We start from the raw sequence: 19,261 nt of genomic DNA, 5'->3' as shown, positions 1-19,261 counted from the left end.
CCCTAATTGAAAATCGGCAGGCTCGTGATCAGGGCCAACAGCAGAAAGGTAACCCCAAGGGCAATCGTGGCCTGATACAGTGTCTTCTCGATGCCTCGGCGGGTACGATAGATTGAACTGCTATCACGATTAATCCCACCACCACGCGACTGCAAAATGACCAGGACACTCATCACCACACTGATCACGAGGATCGCAATGTACAGGGCTGTTTCCATTCGACGTCTCCTCAGTAGAGTCTTTATGCAACGCCACCGGATCGGCAGGCGCTATAGTATACCATATTCACTTGCGATACGTTCGCAATCGCCACGGTACTGGAATAACGACCAGCCGAAACAGATGCGAGAGACCTGATCATCAATCCAATCGTTATTGGTTTCATGCGAAATAGCACTCGGTTCTGCACTCATCATTGTTTCTCGCCATGTTATGATTATCATTGTTCAATGTGTCACAGTCATCGCCCGCCAATGGTGCCGTGAGCGAAAGGAAGGCTTCGTATGCAATTTCCGGCATACATTAAACACCACCGGTTACGCGAGTGGATTTCAGACATTGTCGCACTCTGCGAACCGGCACAAGTTCATTTTTGTGACGGAACACCGGCAGAGTACGACACGCTCTGCAACCAGATGGTAGAAAACGGAACATTCATTCGACTCAATCCCAAACTACGCCCCAACAGCTTTCTCGCCCGCTCAGACCCCTCAGATGTTGCTCGCGTTGAAGATCGTACCTTCATCTGTAGCATCTCGAAAGACGATGCTGGCCCCACTAATAACTGGATGCCGCCGAAAGAGATGAAGGAAATCCTGCTCAAATTGTTTAAAGGGAGTATGCGGGGCCGTGTCCTGTACGTTATTCCCTTCAGCATGGGGCCAATCGGATCACCCATTGCCCACATTGGTATTCAATTAACCGACTCGCCATATGTCGTGGTCAACATGCACATAATGACCCGCGTCTCAACTAAAATTTACGACGTATTGGGTGAGGACGGCGAGTACATCCCATGCCTCCATAGCGTTGGAATGCCGCTGGAACCGGGTCAGCCCGACGTACCCTGGCCCTGCAATCCAACCAAATATATTGTTCACTTTCCCGAAGAGCGTTCGATCTGGAGTTTCGGATCGGGGTATGGCGGTAATGCTCTGCTTGGTAAAAAGTGCTTCGCATTGCGGATTGCGTCGGTCATGGCCCGGCAAGAGGGCTGGCTTGCCGAACACATGTTGATCCTGGGAGTAAAAGAACCATCTGGACGCAAGACCTATGTAGCGGCAGCGTTCCCCTCGGCATGCGGAAAAACCAATTTTGCCATGCTCATCCCGCCTGACACCTTCAAGCGAGAGGGATGGGAAATTACAACCGTCGGCGACGACATCGCCTGGATCAAACCCGGTGCAAATGGCAAACTCTACGCAATCAATCCTGAAGCAGGGTATTTTGGTGTTGCGCCGGGCACATCATATAAAACCAATCCCAATGCGATGGAAAGCTGCCGCGCCAATACCATCTTCACCAATGTTGCGCTCACCGATGACGGCGATGTCTGGTGGGAAGGCATGACCGATGAACCACCGGCACACCTGATCGACTGGCAGGGGCGTGATTGGACACCGGGATGTGGCCGCCTGGCAGCCCATCCGAATGCACGTTTTACAGCACCGGCCAGGCAGAACCCGGCCATTGATCCGGAGTGGGAAAATCCGAATGGGGTGCCGATTGAGGCTTTCATTTTCGGTGGTCGACGTAGCCGGGTGGTGCCACTGGTCTATCAGGCGTTCAACTGGACCTATGGTGTGTATCTGGCCGCCACGATGGGTTCAGAAACAACCGCAGCAGCGATGGGGCAACAGGGTGTTGTTCGCCGTGATCCGTTTGCAATGCTACCATTCGCCGGCTACCATATGGGCGACTACTTCAATCACTGGCTGAGTTTTGGCCGTCGCTTGCGCAATCCACCGCGAATCTTCAGCGTCAACTGGTTCCGCAAAGATGAAAACGGTAAGTTTATCTGGCCAGGTTTTGGCGAGAATATGCGAGTGTTAAAGTGGATCATCGAACGTGCCCACGGCCAGGCCGTCAGTGTCGAAACACCGATTGGCTGGGTACCACGGTATGAAGACATCGACTGGCGTGGTCTCAGCTTTAGCGCCGAGCAGTTTGAACAGGTGATGGAGTGTAACGTCGGTGAGTGGCAGCAAGAGATATTACTGCACGAAGAACTGTTCATCAAACTATACGACCGTCTCCCGAAAGAACTGTTATCGGTACGCGACTTAATCCTTTCGAGCCTCTGGCGTATGCCTGAGAAATGGGGAGCGACCCACGAATAACACCTGTACAATGTGAACATAGGAGGGGGCGGCGTGCGCAACATGTACGCCGCCCCTAAATAAATATAAATATCAGGTTTACAAGCATCCGCGAGCTATCGGGTAGAACGAATTTAAGCATAAACTGGGAGTGCGTTGCTTCGGAAAGCAATTTTGACAAGAGTACCGATTCCGTGTACTATTGGACTATACGTTTGCGAATTCCCATAGTGTAATACTACACACATCATGCGTGGAAGCGAATTGCAACAATTATGTTGCTAACTGATCATGGCTCATTCTTGCGTCGTGAATAACGCTTTGATCAGGAAAGGAAGGGTTAGTGTGCCGATACTGTTACGCATTTCACGAATTATCGATACCTTTACTGAATGGGTCGGACGTATAGCTTATTTTCTAGTTCCCATCGTTGTTGCGGTTGGGGTATGGAACGTTGCAAATCGGTACGTTGGACGGGCAATTGGGCGCACCCTTGGTTCTAATTTCTATATTGAAGCCCAGTGGTACATCTTCTCTTTAATCTTTTTGCTCGGTGCTGCATACGCATTAAAGCATAATGAGCACGTGCGGGTTGACGTATTTTACAGTAACTTTTCACCACAACGCAAAGCCCTAGTCAATTTTTTAGGAACTCTCTTCTTCCTCATACCTTTCTGCGGATTGCTTATCTACTTCGGCTGGCCGTATGTCGAGCAATCATGGCGCATCCGCGAAAATTCGCCTGACCCCGGTGGTCTGCCAAGGTATATCATTAAAACATTCCTGATAGTCAGCCCGACTCTCCTGATTATTCAGGGTATATCTGAAGCGATAAAATATTTTGCCGCCTGGCGAGGTGTCCTTGATCCATCGCAGGTTGAGGAAGAGCACGAGACGCGCTTGTAATTTGTGGAGGATTCATGTACGACTGGCTCGGACCCACGATGTTCCTTGGAGCGCTGGTCATTCTCGGGATCGGCTATCCGGTTGCATTTTCGCTGGGGGCAACAGCGATTGTCTTCGGTATCATCGGCGTTTCACTTGGCATCTTTGACCCCATCATCATTCGGGCGATGCCATCACGTATCTTCAACGTGATGTCAAATTACACCCTGCTGGCAATCCCTTACTTTATCTTCCTCGGCTCAATGCTGGAAAAATCTGGCCTGGCAGAGGACTTACTCGATACGATGGGGATTCTCTTCGGCCCCGTGCGGGGTGGCCTGGCGATTGCGGTTGTCGCTGTAGGTGCTTTGCTGGCAGCCACTACCGGCGTTGTTGCCGCAACAGTGGTGGCAATGGGATTGATTTCGCTGCCTATTATGTTGCGCTACAACTACAACAAAGAGCTGGCTTGTGGCGTGATTTGTGCTGCCGGTACACTAGGGCAGATTATTCCACCTTCGGTCGTTCTGGTGGTTCTCGGTGACCAGATCGGTGTTTCGGTTGGCAAACTCTTTCTCGGCTCGTTGATACCAGGACTTTTGCTGGCAGCGGCGCTGGCATTTTACTGTTGGATTGTTGCTTTACTGAAGCCAGAAATGGCACCAGCACTTCCATTATCGGCACGTTCGATCAGTGGTGCAGCCCTGGCGAAACGAGTAGTGCAGGTGATGATTCCCCCGCTTCTGCTCATTGTCGCCGTACTCGGTTCTATTTTCTTCGGTATCTCGACGGCAACGGAGGCGGGGGCTGTTGGCGCACTTGGGGCAACGTTGCTGGCGGCTGCTAATCGACGATTGACCTGGAAGAATTTCGTGGCGGTTTGCGATGCCACGATGCGCGCCACAACGATGGTTCTCTTCATTTTAATTGGCTCGACCGCATTCGCCCTGGTGTTCCGCGCCTTGAGCGGCGATAAGTTTGTGTTCGATCTGATGGCGAACCTGCCCGGCGGTGCCTGGGGCTTCCTGGTTGTCAGCATGCTTATCGTCTTCTTTCTCGGTTTTTTCATCGATTTCTTCGAGATTTGCTTTATTGTGATCCCGCTCTTCGTTCCAGTAGCGCAGGCTCTCGGATTTGACCTGATATGGTTTGGTGTGTTGCTCGGCGCTAATTTGCAGACCTCGTTCCTGACACCACCATTTGGTTTCGCTCTCTTCTACCTGCGCGGTGTTGCCCCTCCAGGCATTACAACTGCCGATATTTACCGGGGTGTTGTACCGTTCATTGCGATCCAGCTTACGATTGTCGTTGTTTTGATCTTCTTCCCGCAGTTGGCCCTCTATCTGCCGGCGATCTCCTTCGGCCAGTAGAGAATTCACTATTCGCTGATACTGTACCGCATGAAACCAGCAGAGTGCGTAACCAATGCACTCTGCTGGTTTCATGTAAAATCAGCCATGCCAAATCTTGAAGATGTCGGGTATATTCAGGGTGTCATAAGCCGTACTGACTGCCAGGACTGCCAGCAATAAGCCGCCGGTGGTTCCGCAGAGACGGATTTACTGGTTCACGGGCAGTCGCATGCAGGAGCTGTGCCAGCGTGATGAGAGACAAACGGGGATGATAGATAGTGCTGCGTCCAGCAGTGCCTCGCGCCACACCCCCATCCCAACCTAACCTGCCCCCACTGCTTTTCATTACCCATGTGTCGCACAAAGGATAGGCACTAGCAATACGCTGAACGCCCTCACCTCCGGCCCCGCTCCTGCGGCGCGGGCTATGGCATTACCCACATGTCAACCAGTAGCCGGTATGATGCGCTGGTCGTGTCACGGGCTACCAGGGATGTCAGGACCGTGCCCGGCAGGGGCGCACGTCCGTGCGCCCCACCAATATCAGGACTGGATGATGCAGCCACCCACGGAGCGACGATGGTTACCGGCTGGCATCTGGTGATGTCCGCTGCTGTGTCCAGCAATCGTATGCGACACGCCCAACCCTCACCCGTCCCCAGCGGGCTATGCATTACCCACATATCGCGCTGCGTTAGGCCAGGCTGCAAGCACTCTCCGTGGCGCGGGCTTCCAGCCCACGTGCCGGCATCCTCGCACCGCTGTCAGGTGCTGGCCGTGGCCGCTGGTGCGCAGGCACGAACCAAGTGCAACAACACCGCTACGCCCAGGTATCGCATGTATGCCTGACTGACTCGATGATTGTCACGAGCACATCCAGTACCGCCGTGACCAGGATGGGTAACGGTGTAACACGCGCCGGATCGTGAGCACGGCTGGCGCGGCAGCATGGCCGCCGCACGCCAAACCCTGCGCCACGCACATGATGCGTGCGTAAGGCAACCCATCCGACACGTGATAGCACGGCTGGAGCTGCGCACCATCACCGGGCCAGTCGCCCACAACAGCATCCATAGCGATCATCCCCGCTGATACGCACGTGGTTGACACCAGGTATGGGGAATGCATAGCGGGGGTGGGAGAGGGGAGGGCAGACATTTGATCCAGGGCTTCCTGATAGGGTAGACGTTGTATTCGTTCATCTATCCTGGCCGTCCGTGAATGCCGCCAGGGGCGGGAGCTTGCGCCTGGCTCCTCCCTCCAGCACTGGTACCGGCACCATGCGCGCCGGAGGCGCGCGCTCCCAGCACCCGGCTGGGGAGCACGCCCGTCATCACGCCCCCGACCCGCTCCGGCACGCGGGCAATGCAGTATTTAAGTTATGGGTAATGCATAGCCCACCGGGAGCGGGAACTGCCGGTGCCGGATGGTTCCCGCTGGCGCAGGCTGGTGCCGGTGAGGAGCACGCCGGAGGCGCACACTCCCAGTCCCTCCAGACACACCCCCACCCTCACCTGCCCCCGCTGGGGCGGGAACCAGCGGGGGCGGAATGGCTATCGTTGTCGCGAGCTGGTTCCAGTGGCGAGCACGCCGGAGGCGCGCGCTCCCAGGGGATAGCAGGCTGGTGCAGGTGGTGAGTGAGCCAGAGGCGCGCGCTCCCAGTGCCTCCAGACACACCCCCACCCTCATCTACCCACGCTGGGGGCGGGAACCAGCAGGGGCGGAATGGCTATCGTTGTCGCGAGCTGGTTCCAGTGGGGAGCGCGCCGGAGGCGCGCGCTCCCAGGGGATGGCAGGCTGGCGCAGGCACTGAGCACGCCGGAGGCGCGCGCTCCCAGGGGATGGCAGGCTGGCGCAGGCGGTGAGCACGCCGGAGGCGCACGCTCCCAGTGCCGCCAGACACGCCCCCACCCTCACCCGCCCCCGCTGGGGGCGGGAACCAGCCGTGTCGGAATGGCTATCGTTGTCGCAAGCTGGTTCCAGTGGGGAGCGTGCCGGAGGCGCGCGCTCCCAGGGGAATGGCAGGCTGGTGCAGGTAGCGAGCACGCCAGAGGCGCGCGCTCCCAGTGCCGCCAGACACGCCCCCACCCTCACCCGCCCCCGCTGGGGGCGGGAACCAGCGGGGGCGGAATGGCTATCGTTGTCGCGGGCTGGTTCCAGTGGGGAGCACCCCGGAGGCGCGCGCTCCTTGGGGATGGCAGGCTGGTGCAGGTGGTGAGTGAGCCGGAGGCGCGCGCTCCCAGTGCCTCCAGACACGCCCCCACCCTCACCCGCCCCCGCTGGGGGCGGGAACCAGCGGTGTCGGAATGGCTATCGTTGTCGCGAGCTGGTTCCAGTGGGGAGCGCCCCGGAGGCGCGCGCTCCCAGGGGATAGCAGGCTGGTGCAGGTGGCGAGCGTGCCGGAGGCGCGCGCTCCCAGGGGAATGGCAGGCTTTGGTACCACAGTATGACACCTGAAGGTGCGACCTTCAGGTGTCGTTAGAACCTATTTCAAAAAACATCTCCCATTGCTGACCGACTCCATGATCGTGACGAGCACACACAGCATCCTTGTTTCCAGCCGGGTCAACGACGTAACACGCGCCAAATCGTAAGCACGGCTGGCGCGGCAGTATGGCTGCCGCACTCCAAACTTCGCAACACGCGCATGACAAGCAAGTAAGGCACCCAATCCAACGAGTGATGGCACTGGCGATGATCGTCAGCGCTCCTCGCTTCCATACTGGCAGACTGGGAGCAGGGTAGACTTTCGTTGGTCATTGGCAAGCGTTCACGGGCCTGGGCAATGGCCGGGTAGCACGACCGTACAGCTTTTATGAAATAAGTTCTAGAAAATCTGCAATGACTGCTATTAAACCAGAGTCACTGAACAGTCGGTAGAGATGCCTGGCCGTGCCCCTACCGGGTTTGCGTACAAACAAAAAGTCGGGTGAAGCCTCTGCTCCACCCGACTTTATTACTTCCAATGCTCGAATTTAAACGGGGTTGTTCTTAACGAAATTATTGAATGGCAGCTCGTTGGTCTGGTGCCAGCGCTGGATCTTCTGGCGGAAAGCGTTCCAACCGGGTAAGATCTCGCGGAAGGCTGCCGAGCTGCTTTCATACTCAGCATACAACTCGAATGCTGCCTTTTGGGCCGCGCTGAGAATCTCGTCGCTGTAGACGCGCAACTGCTTACCCTTGGCAACAATACGCTCAAGAGCATCGTTGTTCAGCGCATCGTACTTGGCGAGCATGTTCATGTTCGATTCCCATGCTGCAACCCGAAGGAAATTCTGGTACTCCTTCGGCAGCTTGTTCCAGGCATCGAGATTGAAGACTGCGTGCAGGCTAGGACCCGGCTCCCACCAACCCGGCGCGTAGTAGAACTCGGCTGCATCAGGCAAGCCAAGTTTCTCGTCGTCGTATGGACCGACCCACTCGGCAGCATCGATGGCACCGGTCGAGAGCGCCTGGAAGATTTCACCACCGGGCAGGGTCTGCGTAACTACGCCGAGCCGTAGCATGACCTGGGCTCCCAGACCGGGGATGCGCATCTTGAGACCCTGCATATCGGCAACAGTGTTGATCTCGCGACGGAACCAGCCACCCATCTGGGTACCGGTATTACCGGCGGCAAAGCTAATCACACCAAAGTTCTCACCCAGCTTGTTGACGGCCTGTTCACCACCACCATGGTAGAGCCACGAGTTTTGCTGTTGGGCAGTCAAGCCAAATGGCAATGAAGTCGCAAACGCCCACGCCGGATCGAGACCGACATAGTAATAGAGTGCGGTGTGGCCCGACTCGACGGTACCCTGCGAAACGTTCTGAAGTACTTCAAGACCGGGGAACAGTTCACCAGCGGGGAAGGTGGTGATTTTGAACATGCCATTCGACAGCTCGGCAACCCGCTCGGCCAGCACTGTTGCACCACCATAGATGGTATCAAGCGCGATTGGCCAGCTCGTGCCCATACGCCATTCAACTGCCGGCATTGACGAACCCTGAGCGGGGGCTTGCGTTGCCGGTGCCGGGGCCGTGGTTGCTGCTGCTGTCGGTTGTTCACCACCTGCTGCCGTCGGCTGGGCAGGCGCCGAAGTGGGTGGGTTGGTCACAGCCGGAGGCTGACCACATGCTGCCAGAGTCAGACCAAGGCCACCGAGAACGCCTGCTGCGGCGCCACGCAGAAACTCTCGTCGTTTCATGTTGTGCTCCTGGGCAATCTGAATAATGAATATTCGGTACTTTAATTATACACGAAATCACGAAATTACGCAAATCCTGATGTTATTGATCGAAAAACATTTGTTGATTCAGTGATTTGCAAGTCAAAGCTCTTTATAGTAAGACTAAAACTATGGCCAGTGAAATGATACTAACCAGATTCGAGAATAACACGGTAGCCGTAACAAATTCTGGGAGCAGTTCATTCTCCATCGCAATAATGCTGACCAGGACTGCCGTCGGCATACTGGCCTGCAAGATTCCAACGTTACGTTCTAATTGCGGTAACGCAAACCAGCCTACGGTAGCAAATGCCAGCACCGGCCCGCTAATCAGCCGAATGGCGCTGGCAATGAGGAGGTCTGCGTTGATCCGTGGAATGCCGGCAGCTGCCAGTTGTGCTCCTAACACGACTAGCATGGTCGGAATAAGCGCACCGGAAAGGAGTTCCAGCGGACGCATCACCACCGGCGGTAGGCTGATGTTGAGCCAGTTAAACAATAAGGCCGGCGGCAGGGCAAGGAGAGCAGGAGTGCGGAAGACCTGCGCTGCCATCCCCAGACTAAAACCGCGGCTGAAGTTTGCAGCACCAACGCACACAATAAATGCCAGTACCAGATTGGCCAAAAAGTAAACGGTGGCCACACCAAGTGCTACCTGACCTTCGGCGAACTGAATGATCGGTAAGCCAAAATTACCGACATTACCAAAGGCGGCAATCATCACATACGCCGCGGTCATTTTGGCACTGCGCCTCAATAGCCTGGCAACCAGGAAGGCAATCACTATCGAACCGAGGTAGACCACTGTGATGAAGCCGATCATACGCCCGGCCAGGCCAGCTTCGATGCGCGTTTGGCTGAGGATGTAAAAGACAAAGGCGGGGGTCAAAATAAAATAGGCGAATCGCGAGAGGGTACGGGCTTCGAGTTGCAGCCGGGGGCCGGTAATGTAACCAAGCAAAACCAGCAGAAAAACCGGGGCGAGCACATTCAGGAAGATGCCGGGTAGTTGACTCATAACTGGTGTTCTTCTTTACAAAAGACCCATATAGGTTACGTTGCGATGGCGGCAGGACAATGTTTTCAGGCGACGTAGTCTTGTTTTATTATCACTCGCTCTATCCTCTGACGAAATCAGGTGTGTATGCCTTATGTTAGCCGCGAGTACTGACGAACATGTCCTTCATCGTTAACAGACCAGATCATCGGAACCAGAACGCACACCCTACCTGTGACCGGTACGACTTATACCTGACCTCGAGTACGATGGCAACGGGAGCCAGGCTTCCGCATGCCAGATCACATACTGTGGGCATCACGGAGCGTAAACGATGTTCAGTCCAGCGCGTGATTACTCCGTGAACAGGCGACAAAGCTTTTCCTTTCAGGTACACTAAAAGCAAGACATGCTGTCTCTGGTACGTTGGAAACGTTCATCAGCCTGTGCTGGCGTAATATGATGGAGGCACGGTCTTATGAGATACGTTCCGTTAGAAGAGCAGATGTTTTGCCAGAACTTGCAGTAAGACAGTGAGCGTTCATCAGCTTTAACCCACCTTTTGTACGGCCTTTACAGGTGTGTCTGGTTCTCAGGTGCTACTGTCATGTTCATGTCTCCCTGGTCATGCGTATAATACCACTTCTTCGGTGCTTGCCCGTCATGCAGGGCTGTGATACAATACCGCCATATTCGCCAGTTGCGGGGTGGATTGTTTACAGGTAACAGGGCTTGTGGGAGGTTAAGGAGTTTCTCCTATGTCCGATTTTTCCGGTCGCAATCCGGCAATCATTCTAGTCGAGGATGAGCCTGATATTCTCATCATCTTGCATCGCTTGATGCGAGATTTGACCGGGGGATACGATATTATTACCGTCAACAGCGGTGCTGACGCGCTTGCCCAGATTGCGCTCAGGAAAGTGCCGCTCGTCATCACCGATTACAATATGCCAGGTATGAATGGCTTGCAGCTTGCGGCTGCGATCAAGGAGACTTCGCCTGATACCTGTGTGGTGATGATTACAGCCTATGCGACGCCTGAGCTAGAACGACGCGCTCGCGAGCAACGTATCGATTATTATTTGTCTAAGCCTTTCCCGCTGGATCGCCTCGAACAAATCGTGCGTGATGTACTGCGCTCATACATCAGCTAGACATCAGATCGCTGTCATTCTCTCTGCGTAGCCTCCTCGTTACGATGATGACGCCTGCCATTCAAGCGTTACCATTTCAGACGGAGGCACGTCATGAACGATTTGGTGTCATTCCTGCCATCGTTGTTGTTGTTTGGGATGATTGCACTGACCCTGATCCTGTTGCCGCTCCTTGACGATGATCGTCCTGCCGCCGGTGAACGGCAGCAGACCGACCAGATCCGTTTGCCGCGCCGACCACGCTGATGATCCGTTATCCGTGATCGGTGGTCTGTAGTGTGCGAGCCAGCGCAATCGCCTCTTCAGGACTATGAATCTCTCCCGCCAGTTGCGCTTCGTGGATTAAGCGTAACAGGCGACCTACTTCCGGCCCCGGTTTGATCCCCAACGCAGCCATTAGGGTGTCGCCACGCAGTAATGGTGGCGGCGGTGGGGTCGGCGCGTTCCAGTAATGGTTCAGCATCATTGCCACCCAATGGAGATGTTCCCGCCACGCCATTGGGTCAAGCCAGGGGCCACGGGTTGCCAGATGGTCGGCCAGTTCGTGCAAGAGAATGTCAGGCCCGGCATCGCCGGTATCACGGAAGAAGCGGGCAATCCCCCGTTCCGTGAGTTGACCACCACTCCGCATTTGGCCTGGACGCATATGTTCACGAACAATGCAGGCCAGGTATGCGGTATCGGCCCGACTGAGCCGTAAGCGCTGAGCGATGATCAAAACGCGCTCGGCACCCAACCCCTGATGGCCGTAGAAGGTTACTGTACCATCGGGATGGCTGACTTTCGTCTGCGGTTTGGCGTTATCGTGGAGCAGGGCTGCCAGTTTTAAGAGGGCTGCCCGCCGGACATTGCCGCGCCGTTGGTGGAGAAGAGCCTGATACTGATCGGCAAACGGGAGTATGCGTTCCAGGTGGGGATGGGTCTGGACGGCAACAGGTGGCTCGCCGTTGTCAATCAGCCAATCCAGCGCGGCAACTGTTTCCAGCATATGGGCCAACACCGGCAGAAAATGGACGTGCGGCTGATCGCAGGTACGTGCCGCTTCCAGTTCGGGGAAGATGGCGGTGAGTGCGCCGACCTGATCCAGGAAGCGCAAACCGGCAGCGGCAGCTAACCCATCGCAGAGCTTGAGCAATTCGTCACGGATGCGTTCAACGGCAATCGCTGATAGCAATGGGACTACCTCACGCGCAGGGGTCACCAGTTCGGGCACAGGGATGAGCTGATGGGTGGCGCGAAAGCGACCGGCCCGAATCACGCGCAACGGGTCATCGCGTAGACTGGTCGGGGTACACGGGCGCAAGCGGCGTGCGGCAAGATCGGCCTGCCCGTCGAGTGGATCAAGTAATGCACTCCAGTCGCCCCAGCGTGCTGCATCCAACGGGAGTGCCAGCGCATTTACGGTAAAGTCGCGCAGGTAAAGATCGGACACAATATCGGTTGCCCGCAGGCGGGCGCAGTCGATCACGATGCTATCAGGCAGCACGACGCGACCGGTATCACGTTCGCGATCAAGCAGCACGAAGGTGCCCTGGCCGGCATCGGCCAGCGCCTGCGCGAGCGCCAGGCCACTCCCGTCAATCGCGAGATCGAGATCAACCGGCTGGTGCCCGGTTAAAAGCTCTCGGACTGCACCACCGACCAGCCACACCGGGCGCGACGTACAAGCGGTAATAAGCTGGAACAGGTTGTTAAGCTGGTCATTCACCATAACACGAACCAGGATCACGTCGCCACAGATGTCCTTAGTCGGCAAGTAAGGTCAGCACCTGTGTCGAATGGCGTTCAACCGCCGGGCGGCTCCATAAGCCAGGCCACTCCCGTCAATCGCGAGATCGAGATCAACCGGCTGATGCCCGGTTAAAAGCTCTCGGACTGCACCACCGACCAGCCACACCGGGCGCGACGTACAGGCGGTAATAAGCTGGAACAGGTTGTTAAGCTGGTCATTCACCATAACACGAACCAGGATCACGTCGCCACAGATGTCTTTAGTCGGCAAGTAAGGTCAGCACCTGTGTCGAATGGCGTTCAACCGCCGGGCGGCTCCATAAGCAAGGCCACTCCCGTCAATCGCGAGATCGAGATCAACCGGCTGATGCCCGGTTAAAAGCTCTCGGACTGCACCACCGACCAGCCACACCGGGCGCGACGTACAGGCGGTAATAAGCCGGAAAAGATTGTTAAGCTGGTCATTCACCATACTATGAACCAGTATCACGTTGCCACAGATGTTCTTAGTCGGCAAGTAAGGTCAGCACCTGTGTCGAATGGCGTTCAACCGCCGGGCGGCTCCATAAGAGCGGATGATACGCGCCGGCCCGCCAGGCTGCAATCATATCGGCGTAGTGCGGGCTGGCCGGATGGCCGCTTTGCCCGCCGGGAAGAATAGCACGCGAGTTATCCCAATCGTTCAGATCAAAAATGAAGCGTACCGACACCCCATTGGTAATTTTCATGCCGGCATTATCGCGCGGCAGGTAGCAGTGGTTGACGGTATCGAGATCGCCACCAATCGGCCACGGCCCCCGATTGAAGAGCGGGGTAAGCGCCGGCACACTGCCCAGGGGATGGCGGAGGGTCAGGGTGTGTAAGCGGCCATACTGCCAGCGGTTGGGGTCATCGCCGAGCCGTTCGGTAAGTTCAGCCACGGTCCGCCCCAGTGCCGCCCGCAAGACACCGCCCCAACTGCGGCCCTGACCCAGCCATGCATCAGGCTGGTCGAGTGGCTGGCTGGCCATGCGCGCCAGGACGGTTGGCAAGGCACATTCGAGATAGATGTTGGCCGGCAGAACGCTGAAAGACCCCAGCGCAGCCGGTGCCTGAAAGAGATCGCTGATTTCCTGGTACACAATGCGCAGCAAGTGGTAACGCAGTCCCTCATAGATCGCTCCACCGACGCTTTCGGGGTGCAGGTGACCATCCCAGGTGACAAACAGATCGCGAACGCGCTGCTCCATGCCGGGTTCGAGCTGTAAGCGAGCGACCTGTTCGACCAGGGCCTTGCCGGGCAACGAGACCACATCGCCCTGGATTCGGGCAAAACTGCGCACGTCGTGTTGTTTGTGTTCATCAAGCAATGCCTGAATGCGCTGGGCGCGATAGGGATTGAGCCAGAGACCACGGATCGGAGCGCTGGTCGGGTAGCGCTCATCGATAATCCGGTGGTTGGCAGTGACCAGAGCACCAGCCGGCGGATCGAGCTGGCTGGGCAATTCGACAAACGGAATGTAGCCTGCCCATTCGTACTCGCCGCTCCAGCCGGGTACCGGTAACGAACCGTCGCTCTGTCGGCGAATCGGCAGGCGCCCGGCCAGGCAGTAGCCAATATGACCGTCGATGTCGGCATAGACCACATTCTGCGGGGGGACATCCCAGTCTTGCAGGGCCGCCCGAAATTCATCCCAGTTCTGAGCGCGGTTGAGCCTGAACACAGCTCGCGTAAGGGTTGGCGAGGGATCAAGGGCGGTCCAGCGCAGGGCCAGTGCCTGCGTCGTGGTATCGGTTGTGGTCGGTTCACCGCGCAACGCACCGGCCACCGGATCAATGATTGGGCCGTGATGCGTGATACGGACATCGATGACCGTAGGTTCAGTCTGCCCCTTGACGTGGATCGTCTCGCGTACCACCTCGGCAGTCAGCCATTCGTCGCGCCAGCGATACCGCAGCGGATCAGCGGCATCAAACTGCTCGATGAAGAGGTCTTGATTATCGGTGCGAGCGTTCGTGAGTCCCCAGGCAATGCGACGGTTGTGGCCGATAATCACGCCACAGGTGGCCGGAATCGTCGCCCCCGCCACGTGAAAATCACCGCCCTCCAGGTGAACCTGATACCAGAGGTTGGGGAGCGAAAGGTTGAGATGGGGATCATTCGCTAACAACGGGCGACCGCTCGTTGTACGTTGCCCGGAGACAACCCAGGCGTTTGAACCCTGCGGCGTCTCATTTTCACCGGTGAAGAGAGCCGCGTCACTGGCCAACTGCAACGCAGCCGCGCCGAGATCAGGTGTGTAGTGAGCATCCGCCGGCACGGTCAGTGGACCATCTTCTGGATAACGAGGGCGCAATGCAATGGCCCGCTCCACCCCAACCAGAGCGACGATCTGCGCCTGCAACAACTCTTGCATCCAGTTACTCGACAGCGTGAGTGCCATCATTTTCGGCCAGACCAGCAAATCGGTCAGTTCCCACGGTTGGGGCTGAATGCCGAGAATGGTAAATTCGAGTGGTAGGCGATGAGTGGTCTGATCGATACAGGCATTCACGCCGCGCAGATAGGCGGTCATCAGCGTCGCGGTCTCGTCATCGAGCAGCGAGACTTCGCGCTGCACCAGGCGGCTAAAGCCCAGGGTGCGAATGAAACGGTCAGAATCGAGGGCTGCCGGCCCGACAATCTCTGCCAGGCGACCGTGCCCAATCCGGCGATGCAGCTCCATTTGCCAGAGACGATCCTGGGCGTGAACATAGCCAAGTGCACAGAAGAGGTCGTCGTTGTGTTCGGCGTAGATATGAGGAATACCCCAGCGGTCACGACGTACTTCAACCGCTGCGCGCAGGCCGGGTAGCCTGATACGACCGCCGGTACGGGGGAGAGGACGGCGTAACGCTGTGATTGCACCAATACCGGCCAACGCCGCAAGTGCGCCGGCGGTAATACCGATAGCCTTTCCGATACGGGTGGGGTTGAGCGTCACGATTGACCTCCGTTTCAGACGAAAAAGCGATATATCTATGTTAACCCAAGTTGCTACCTTATATCACCACAGAGGCACAGAGGACACAGAGGATGGGCATAATCTGAGTAGCTACATCAAGGCGTGAATCCGTGCGTCTATGGGAATTGGCTACTACCCCCCATGGTTCATACGGTTACGCTTCAGGGTGTTGTGCGCAGCGTCGTGCTGTTCATTATAGCAGTCAGCTTACGTGGCCTGCTCACAGCGTAGGTGGCAACTTGGGTTATGTTACTGCTATGAATTCCACACGTGTTTGGGTTATGCAGTATTACTTATCTGAGACGGATACGAATGCTGCTAATAGTTGTATATGTTACGCCATCATATCACATGTGACAACGTGGCCGCCAAATGGTACAGAGCAGCATATTGAGCAGATCATGTGCATTTGTAAAAAGCTATACGATGACAATGAGGTTGGATCAACAACGACCGGTGGGGTGAGGATTCTGCATACCTCTGGTACGGGGTATGCAGAACAATGACTTCCGCACGCCAAAGAGTGACCCAGACCGGCAGTGTGGCGGAATATACGAGATCCCTGCCGGGATGGCTGTTTTCGCGTCTGGCAGACGGGGAGCGTCGCTGCACCAGTCGCGGTTGACAGTGGTACAGGGATAGCGTATCTTTCCTAGTAATGGGCGATAAAACATAGCTAAAGTGACAGACCATGACCTTCGCTATCCCATCAGAATTGCATCACGATCTGTTGCGGGTTGAGCAGATTCTTCAAGAGCGGATGCGAGCGCGCTATAGCGTTATTGCAATGGTTAATCCACACGTAGTTACTGACGCAACAGATCGGTTGCGGGCACTCGTTGTGCTGGCGGTTGCCCGGTTGGGCAACTACACCGATGCACAGGTAGTCCATGCGGCTGCTGCCGTTGAATTGATTGAAGCAGCAACCCGTGCGCATGACACCTTGATTGATGAACACGCCCGACGGACAGGTCGCGGAGCGAACGGATCGTGGGATCATGGTGTCGTCCTGATGATAGGTGACTACCTCTTTGCCCTGGCTGCCGGCGAAATGGCACGCAGCCCTGATCCACGGATTATCAGTCTCTATTCACAGGCAGTCATGCAGGTTTGTGAAGGGCAGTTGATCACCATTACCAGCCTGACCCCGCCGGAAACAGCCCTGGCCACCTACTGGCAGCGCACTGAAGCGCTCTCAGGGGCATTACTGGCAGCAGCAGCCCAGGCCGGAATACTATGTGGCAATCTCCCGGATACGTTGCTTGAGCCAGCAGCACGGTTTGGTATGCATCTGGGGCTGGCGCGGCGTCTGGCGACCGAAATTCGCGATCTGGAAGCGGAAGGCAGACTGTTACAGGCGGGTAATATTCCGCTGGCGCTCCTGTTTGCGGCCACCGAACCGCTGGCCCCAGAAGTACAAGCGGTATTTGATCATCCCACTCCAGCAACGATTGCCGCCGTCTTACCGCTGATTCGCAACCACGGGCTACCGAAGGCACGTGCCGCACTTATTGAACAACAACACGCAGCCCGGCAGGCGCTCCAACAGTTGCCTGCCGGCAGCACAACTGCCTGGTTGAACCAATTGATCGATGAGACTGGCGCATAAGAGACCTGAATGCCTGTGTTATAATGCGACGGCTAAGCAAGCAATGCTGCTTTCAATTCGGCAGGAGTGTCTATGTACCGTTCACATACCTGTGGTGAGTTACGTCCGGCACACGCCGGTCAGGAGGTGACGCTGGCCGGCTGGGTTCATCGTCGGCGCGACCACGGCGATCTCATCTTCATCGACCTGCGTGATCGCTATGGGATCACGCAGGTTGTTTTCAACAGCGCCCATCCAACCGCCCACGAGGTTGCCGAAACTGTTCGCTCGGAATATGTGCTTCAGGTTCGCGGGAAGGTACGGATTCGCCCCCCAGAGGCGGTGAATCCTGACCTGGCCACCGGCGAGATCGAGCTGGAAGCGTCGGAAGCACAGGTGCTGAATCCGGCCCGCACACCACCCATTTATATTGCTAAAGAGGGTGGTGAAGACGAGTCGGTGCGATTGAAGTACCGGTATCTCGATCTACGGCGCGAACGGATGCAGCGCAACCTGATCTTACGCCATCGCGTCGTCAAATTCATTCGTGACTTCCTCGATGCGGAAGGTTTTCTTGAAATTGAGACACCAATTTTGATCAAATCGACCCCGGAAGGTGCGCGTGACTACCTGGTGCCGTCGCGATTGCATCCGGGCAAGTTCTACGCCCTGCCGCAAAGCCCACAGCAACTGAAGCAACTGTTGATGGTTGCCGGTTACGACAAATATTTTCAGATTGCCCGTTGTTTTCGTGACGAAGACCAGCGTGCCGACCGGCAACCGGAATTCACGCAGCTCGACATGGAGATGAGCTTCGTCGATCAAGACGATGTGCTTGATCTGATCGAGCGCATGTTCACCGCCCTCTGTCGCACCGTCGTCCCCCACAAACATCTGCCCACACCCTTTCGGCGGTTGTCGTATGCGGAAGCGATGGAGCGCTACGGCTCGGATAAACCAGACCTGCGCTACGGTTTGGAGCTGGTCAACCTGAGCGATCTGCTGATCGAGACACCATTCCAGGTCTTTCGCAATGTGTTGAACAGTGGTGGGCAGGTCAAAGGTATTCGAGCACCGGGCTGTGCCCACTTCTCGCGCAAGCAGATTGATGAGTTGACCGATGTGGTACGGGCTGGTGGCGCTAAAGGGTTAGCCTGGGCAGTATTACCGACAGATGGTGGTGAGGTACGGTCGAGCTTTGCCAAAAACCTGGCACCCGGCGAGTTTGCTGCTATCGTCGAACGGATGCAGGCTGAAGCCGGCGATCTGCTCTTAATCGTCGCCGATCAACCGGCAGTCGTTGCCGCTTCGCTCGACAAACTGCGTCGCAACCTGGCCGAACGGCTGCAACTGGCCGATCCGAATACGCTCTGCTTCGCCTGGATCGTTGACTTCCCGCTAGTGGAATGGAACGAAGACGAGCAACGTTGGGATGCCGTTCACCATCCATTTACGGCACCCAAAGATGAAGACATGCACCTGCTGGCAACCGATCCCGGCAAGGTACGGGCGAAGGCTTACGATCTCATCCTCAACGGCTATGAAGCCGGTGGCGGCAGCATCCGTATTCATCGCCGCGATGTTCAGCAACAGATCTTCTCGCTGCTGGGGATTAGCGAAGAGCTGGCCCAGGCGCAGTTTGGGCACATGCTCGAAGCCTTTGAATACGGTGCACCTCCCCACGGTGGCATTGCCCCCGGCATTGATCGCCTGGTGATGATTCTGGCCGATGAACCGACCATTCGCGAGGTGATGGCCTTCCCCAAGACCCAGCAAGCGGTTGATTTGATGACGAATGCACCATCGCCGGTGGATGAGCGGCAGTTGAAAGAGCTGCATATCAGGATCGTGATGCCAGAATAAGCCGAGCCTGATAGTTGTGAAGTGCGAACGTATCACAAGCCTGCCGGGTGTAAAGCCCGGCAGATGTGTTGTAAGACGGCAGGTGTGCAATAACACGATCACCTGTGCACCACTTTACCTGTAATCCCAGACGGTCTACCTCTTCAGAAACTGACAGAACATGGGAGCGTATAAAGCAGAC

The 19,261-nt window shown here is 56.4% G+C and carries 14 protein-coding genes; 7 read left to right on the top strand and 7 right to left on the bottom strand.

The window, feature by feature from the left end:
• Positions 1-2: 2 nt before the first annotated feature.
• Positions 3-218: a preprotein translocase subunit SecG gene (gene secG / locus CAUR_RS12235; protein WP_012258195.1), complete on the bottom strand. Its 216-nt coding sequence runs from the start codon at positions 216-218 to the stop codon at positions 3-5.
• A gap of 285 nt (positions 219-503) precedes the next feature.
• Between secG and CAUR_RS12230 the strand changes: the two genes are divergently transcribed.
• From CAUR_RS12230 to CAUR_RS12220, 3 genes are all read left to right on the top strand, one after another.
• Positions 504-2,339, top strand: coding sequence for a phosphoenolpyruvate carboxykinase (GTP) (locus CAUR_RS12230; RefSeq protein WP_012258194.1), 1,836 nt, complete (start codon positions 504-506; stop codon positions 2,337-2,339).
• A 324-nt stretch (positions 2,340-2,663) separates the two neighbouring features.
• Positions 2,664-3,224, top strand: a complete 561-nt coding sequence (locus tag CAUR_RS12225; protein ID WP_012258193.1) for a TRAP transporter small permease subunit — start codon at positions 2,664-2,666, stop codon at positions 3,222-3,224.
• 14 nt (positions 3,225-3,238) lie between these two features.
• On the top strand, positions 3,239-4,573 hold the full coding sequence (locus tag CAUR_RS12220; RefSeq protein WP_012258192.1) for a TRAP transporter large permease: 1,335 nt from the start codon (positions 3,239-3,241) through the stop codon (positions 4,571-4,573).
• Between the two features lie 2,957 nt (positions 4,574-7,530).
• Here the strand turns inward: CAUR_RS12220 and CAUR_RS12215 are convergent.
• Entirely contained in the window at positions 7,531-8,742 is a 1,212-nt protein-coding gene (locus CAUR_RS12215; RefSeq protein ID WP_012258191.1) for a TRAP transporter substrate-binding protein, read from the bottom strand.
• Between the two features lie 133 nt (positions 8,743-8,875).
• Positions 8,876-9,781 carry an AEC family transporter gene (locus CAUR_RS12210; protein ID WP_012258190.1) on the bottom strand — a complete coding sequence of 302 codons (906 nt, stop codon included), beginning with the start codon at positions 9,779-9,781 and terminating at the stop codon, positions 8,876-8,878.
• Positions 9,782-10,518: 737 nt separating this feature from the next.
• On the opposite strand from CAUR_RS12210, the gene CAUR_RS12205 reads away from it, so the two are divergent.
• On the top strand, positions 10,519-10,914 hold the full coding sequence (locus tag CAUR_RS12205; protein WP_012258189.1) for a response regulator: 396 nt from the start codon (positions 10,519-10,521) through the stop codon (positions 10,912-10,914).
• Between the two features lie 93 nt (positions 10,915-11,007).
• Entirely contained in the window at positions 11,008-11,160 is a 153-nt protein-coding gene (locus CAUR_RS20955; RefSeq protein ID WP_015909202.1) for a hypothetical protein, read from the top strand.
• Between the two features lie 7 nt (positions 11,161-11,167).
• On the opposite strand, the gene CAUR_RS12200 is transcribed toward CAUR_RS20955, so the two are convergent.
• The 4 genes from CAUR_RS12200 to CAUR_RS12185 are packed head-to-tail and all read right to left on the bottom strand — an operon-like array spanning position 11,168 to position 15,608.
• Positions 11,168-12,670, bottom strand: a complete 1,503-nt coding sequence (locus tag CAUR_RS12200) for a tRNA nucleotidyltransferase/poly(A) polymerase-related protein (protein ID WP_012258188.1) — start codon at positions 12,668-12,670, stop codon at positions 11,168-11,170.
• A 6-nt stretch (positions 12,671-12,676) separates the two neighbouring features.
• Positions 12,677-12,916 carry a nucleotidyltransferase family protein gene (locus CAUR_RS12195; protein WP_012258187.1) on the bottom strand — a complete coding sequence of 80 codons (240 nt, stop codon included), beginning with the start codon at positions 12,914-12,916 and terminating at the stop codon, positions 12,677-12,679.
• A 6-nt stretch (positions 12,917-12,922) separates the two neighbouring features.
• The gene (locus CAUR_RS12190; RefSeq protein WP_012258186.1) at positions 12,923-13,162 is read right to left on the bottom strand and encodes a nucleotidyltransferase family protein; all 240 of its coding nucleotides are present in this window, start codon (positions 13,160-13,162) and stop codon (positions 12,923-12,925) included.
• On the bottom strand, positions 13,152-15,608 hold the full coding sequence (locus tag CAUR_RS12185; protein WP_012258185.1) for a penicillin acylase family protein: 2,457 nt from the start codon (positions 15,606-15,608) through the stop codon (positions 13,152-13,154). Before CAUR_RS12185 ends, CAUR_RS12190 begins: the two co-directional genes overlap by 11 nt.
• 712 nt (positions 15,609-16,320) lie before the next feature.
• Between CAUR_RS12185 and CAUR_RS12180 the strand changes: the two genes are divergently transcribed.
• Together CAUR_RS12180 and aspS are read left to right on the top strand one after the other, a co-directional pair.
• Positions 16,321-17,238: a polyprenyl synthetase family protein gene (locus CAUR_RS12180; protein WP_012258184.1), complete on the top strand. Its 918-nt coding sequence runs from the start codon at positions 16,321-16,323 to the stop codon at positions 17,236-17,238.
• A 72-nt stretch (positions 17,239-17,310) separates the two neighbouring features.
• Positions 17,311-19,080 (top strand): aspartate--tRNA ligase, encoded by a 1,770-nt coding sequence (gene aspS, locus CAUR_RS12175; protein ID WP_012258183.1) that lies wholly within the window; start codon positions 17,311-17,313, stop codon positions 19,078-19,080.
• Positions 19,081-19,261: the final 181 nt, after the last annotated feature.

The organism is Chloroflexus aurantiacus J-10-fl, from assembly GCF_000018865.1.
Classification (GTDB): Bacteria; Chloroflexota; Chloroflexia; order Chloroflexales; family Chloroflexaceae; genus Chloroflexus; species Chloroflexus aurantiacus.
Note: the sequence above shows the minus strand (reverse complement) of the source record. Positions and strands in the feature narration are given on the sequence as shown.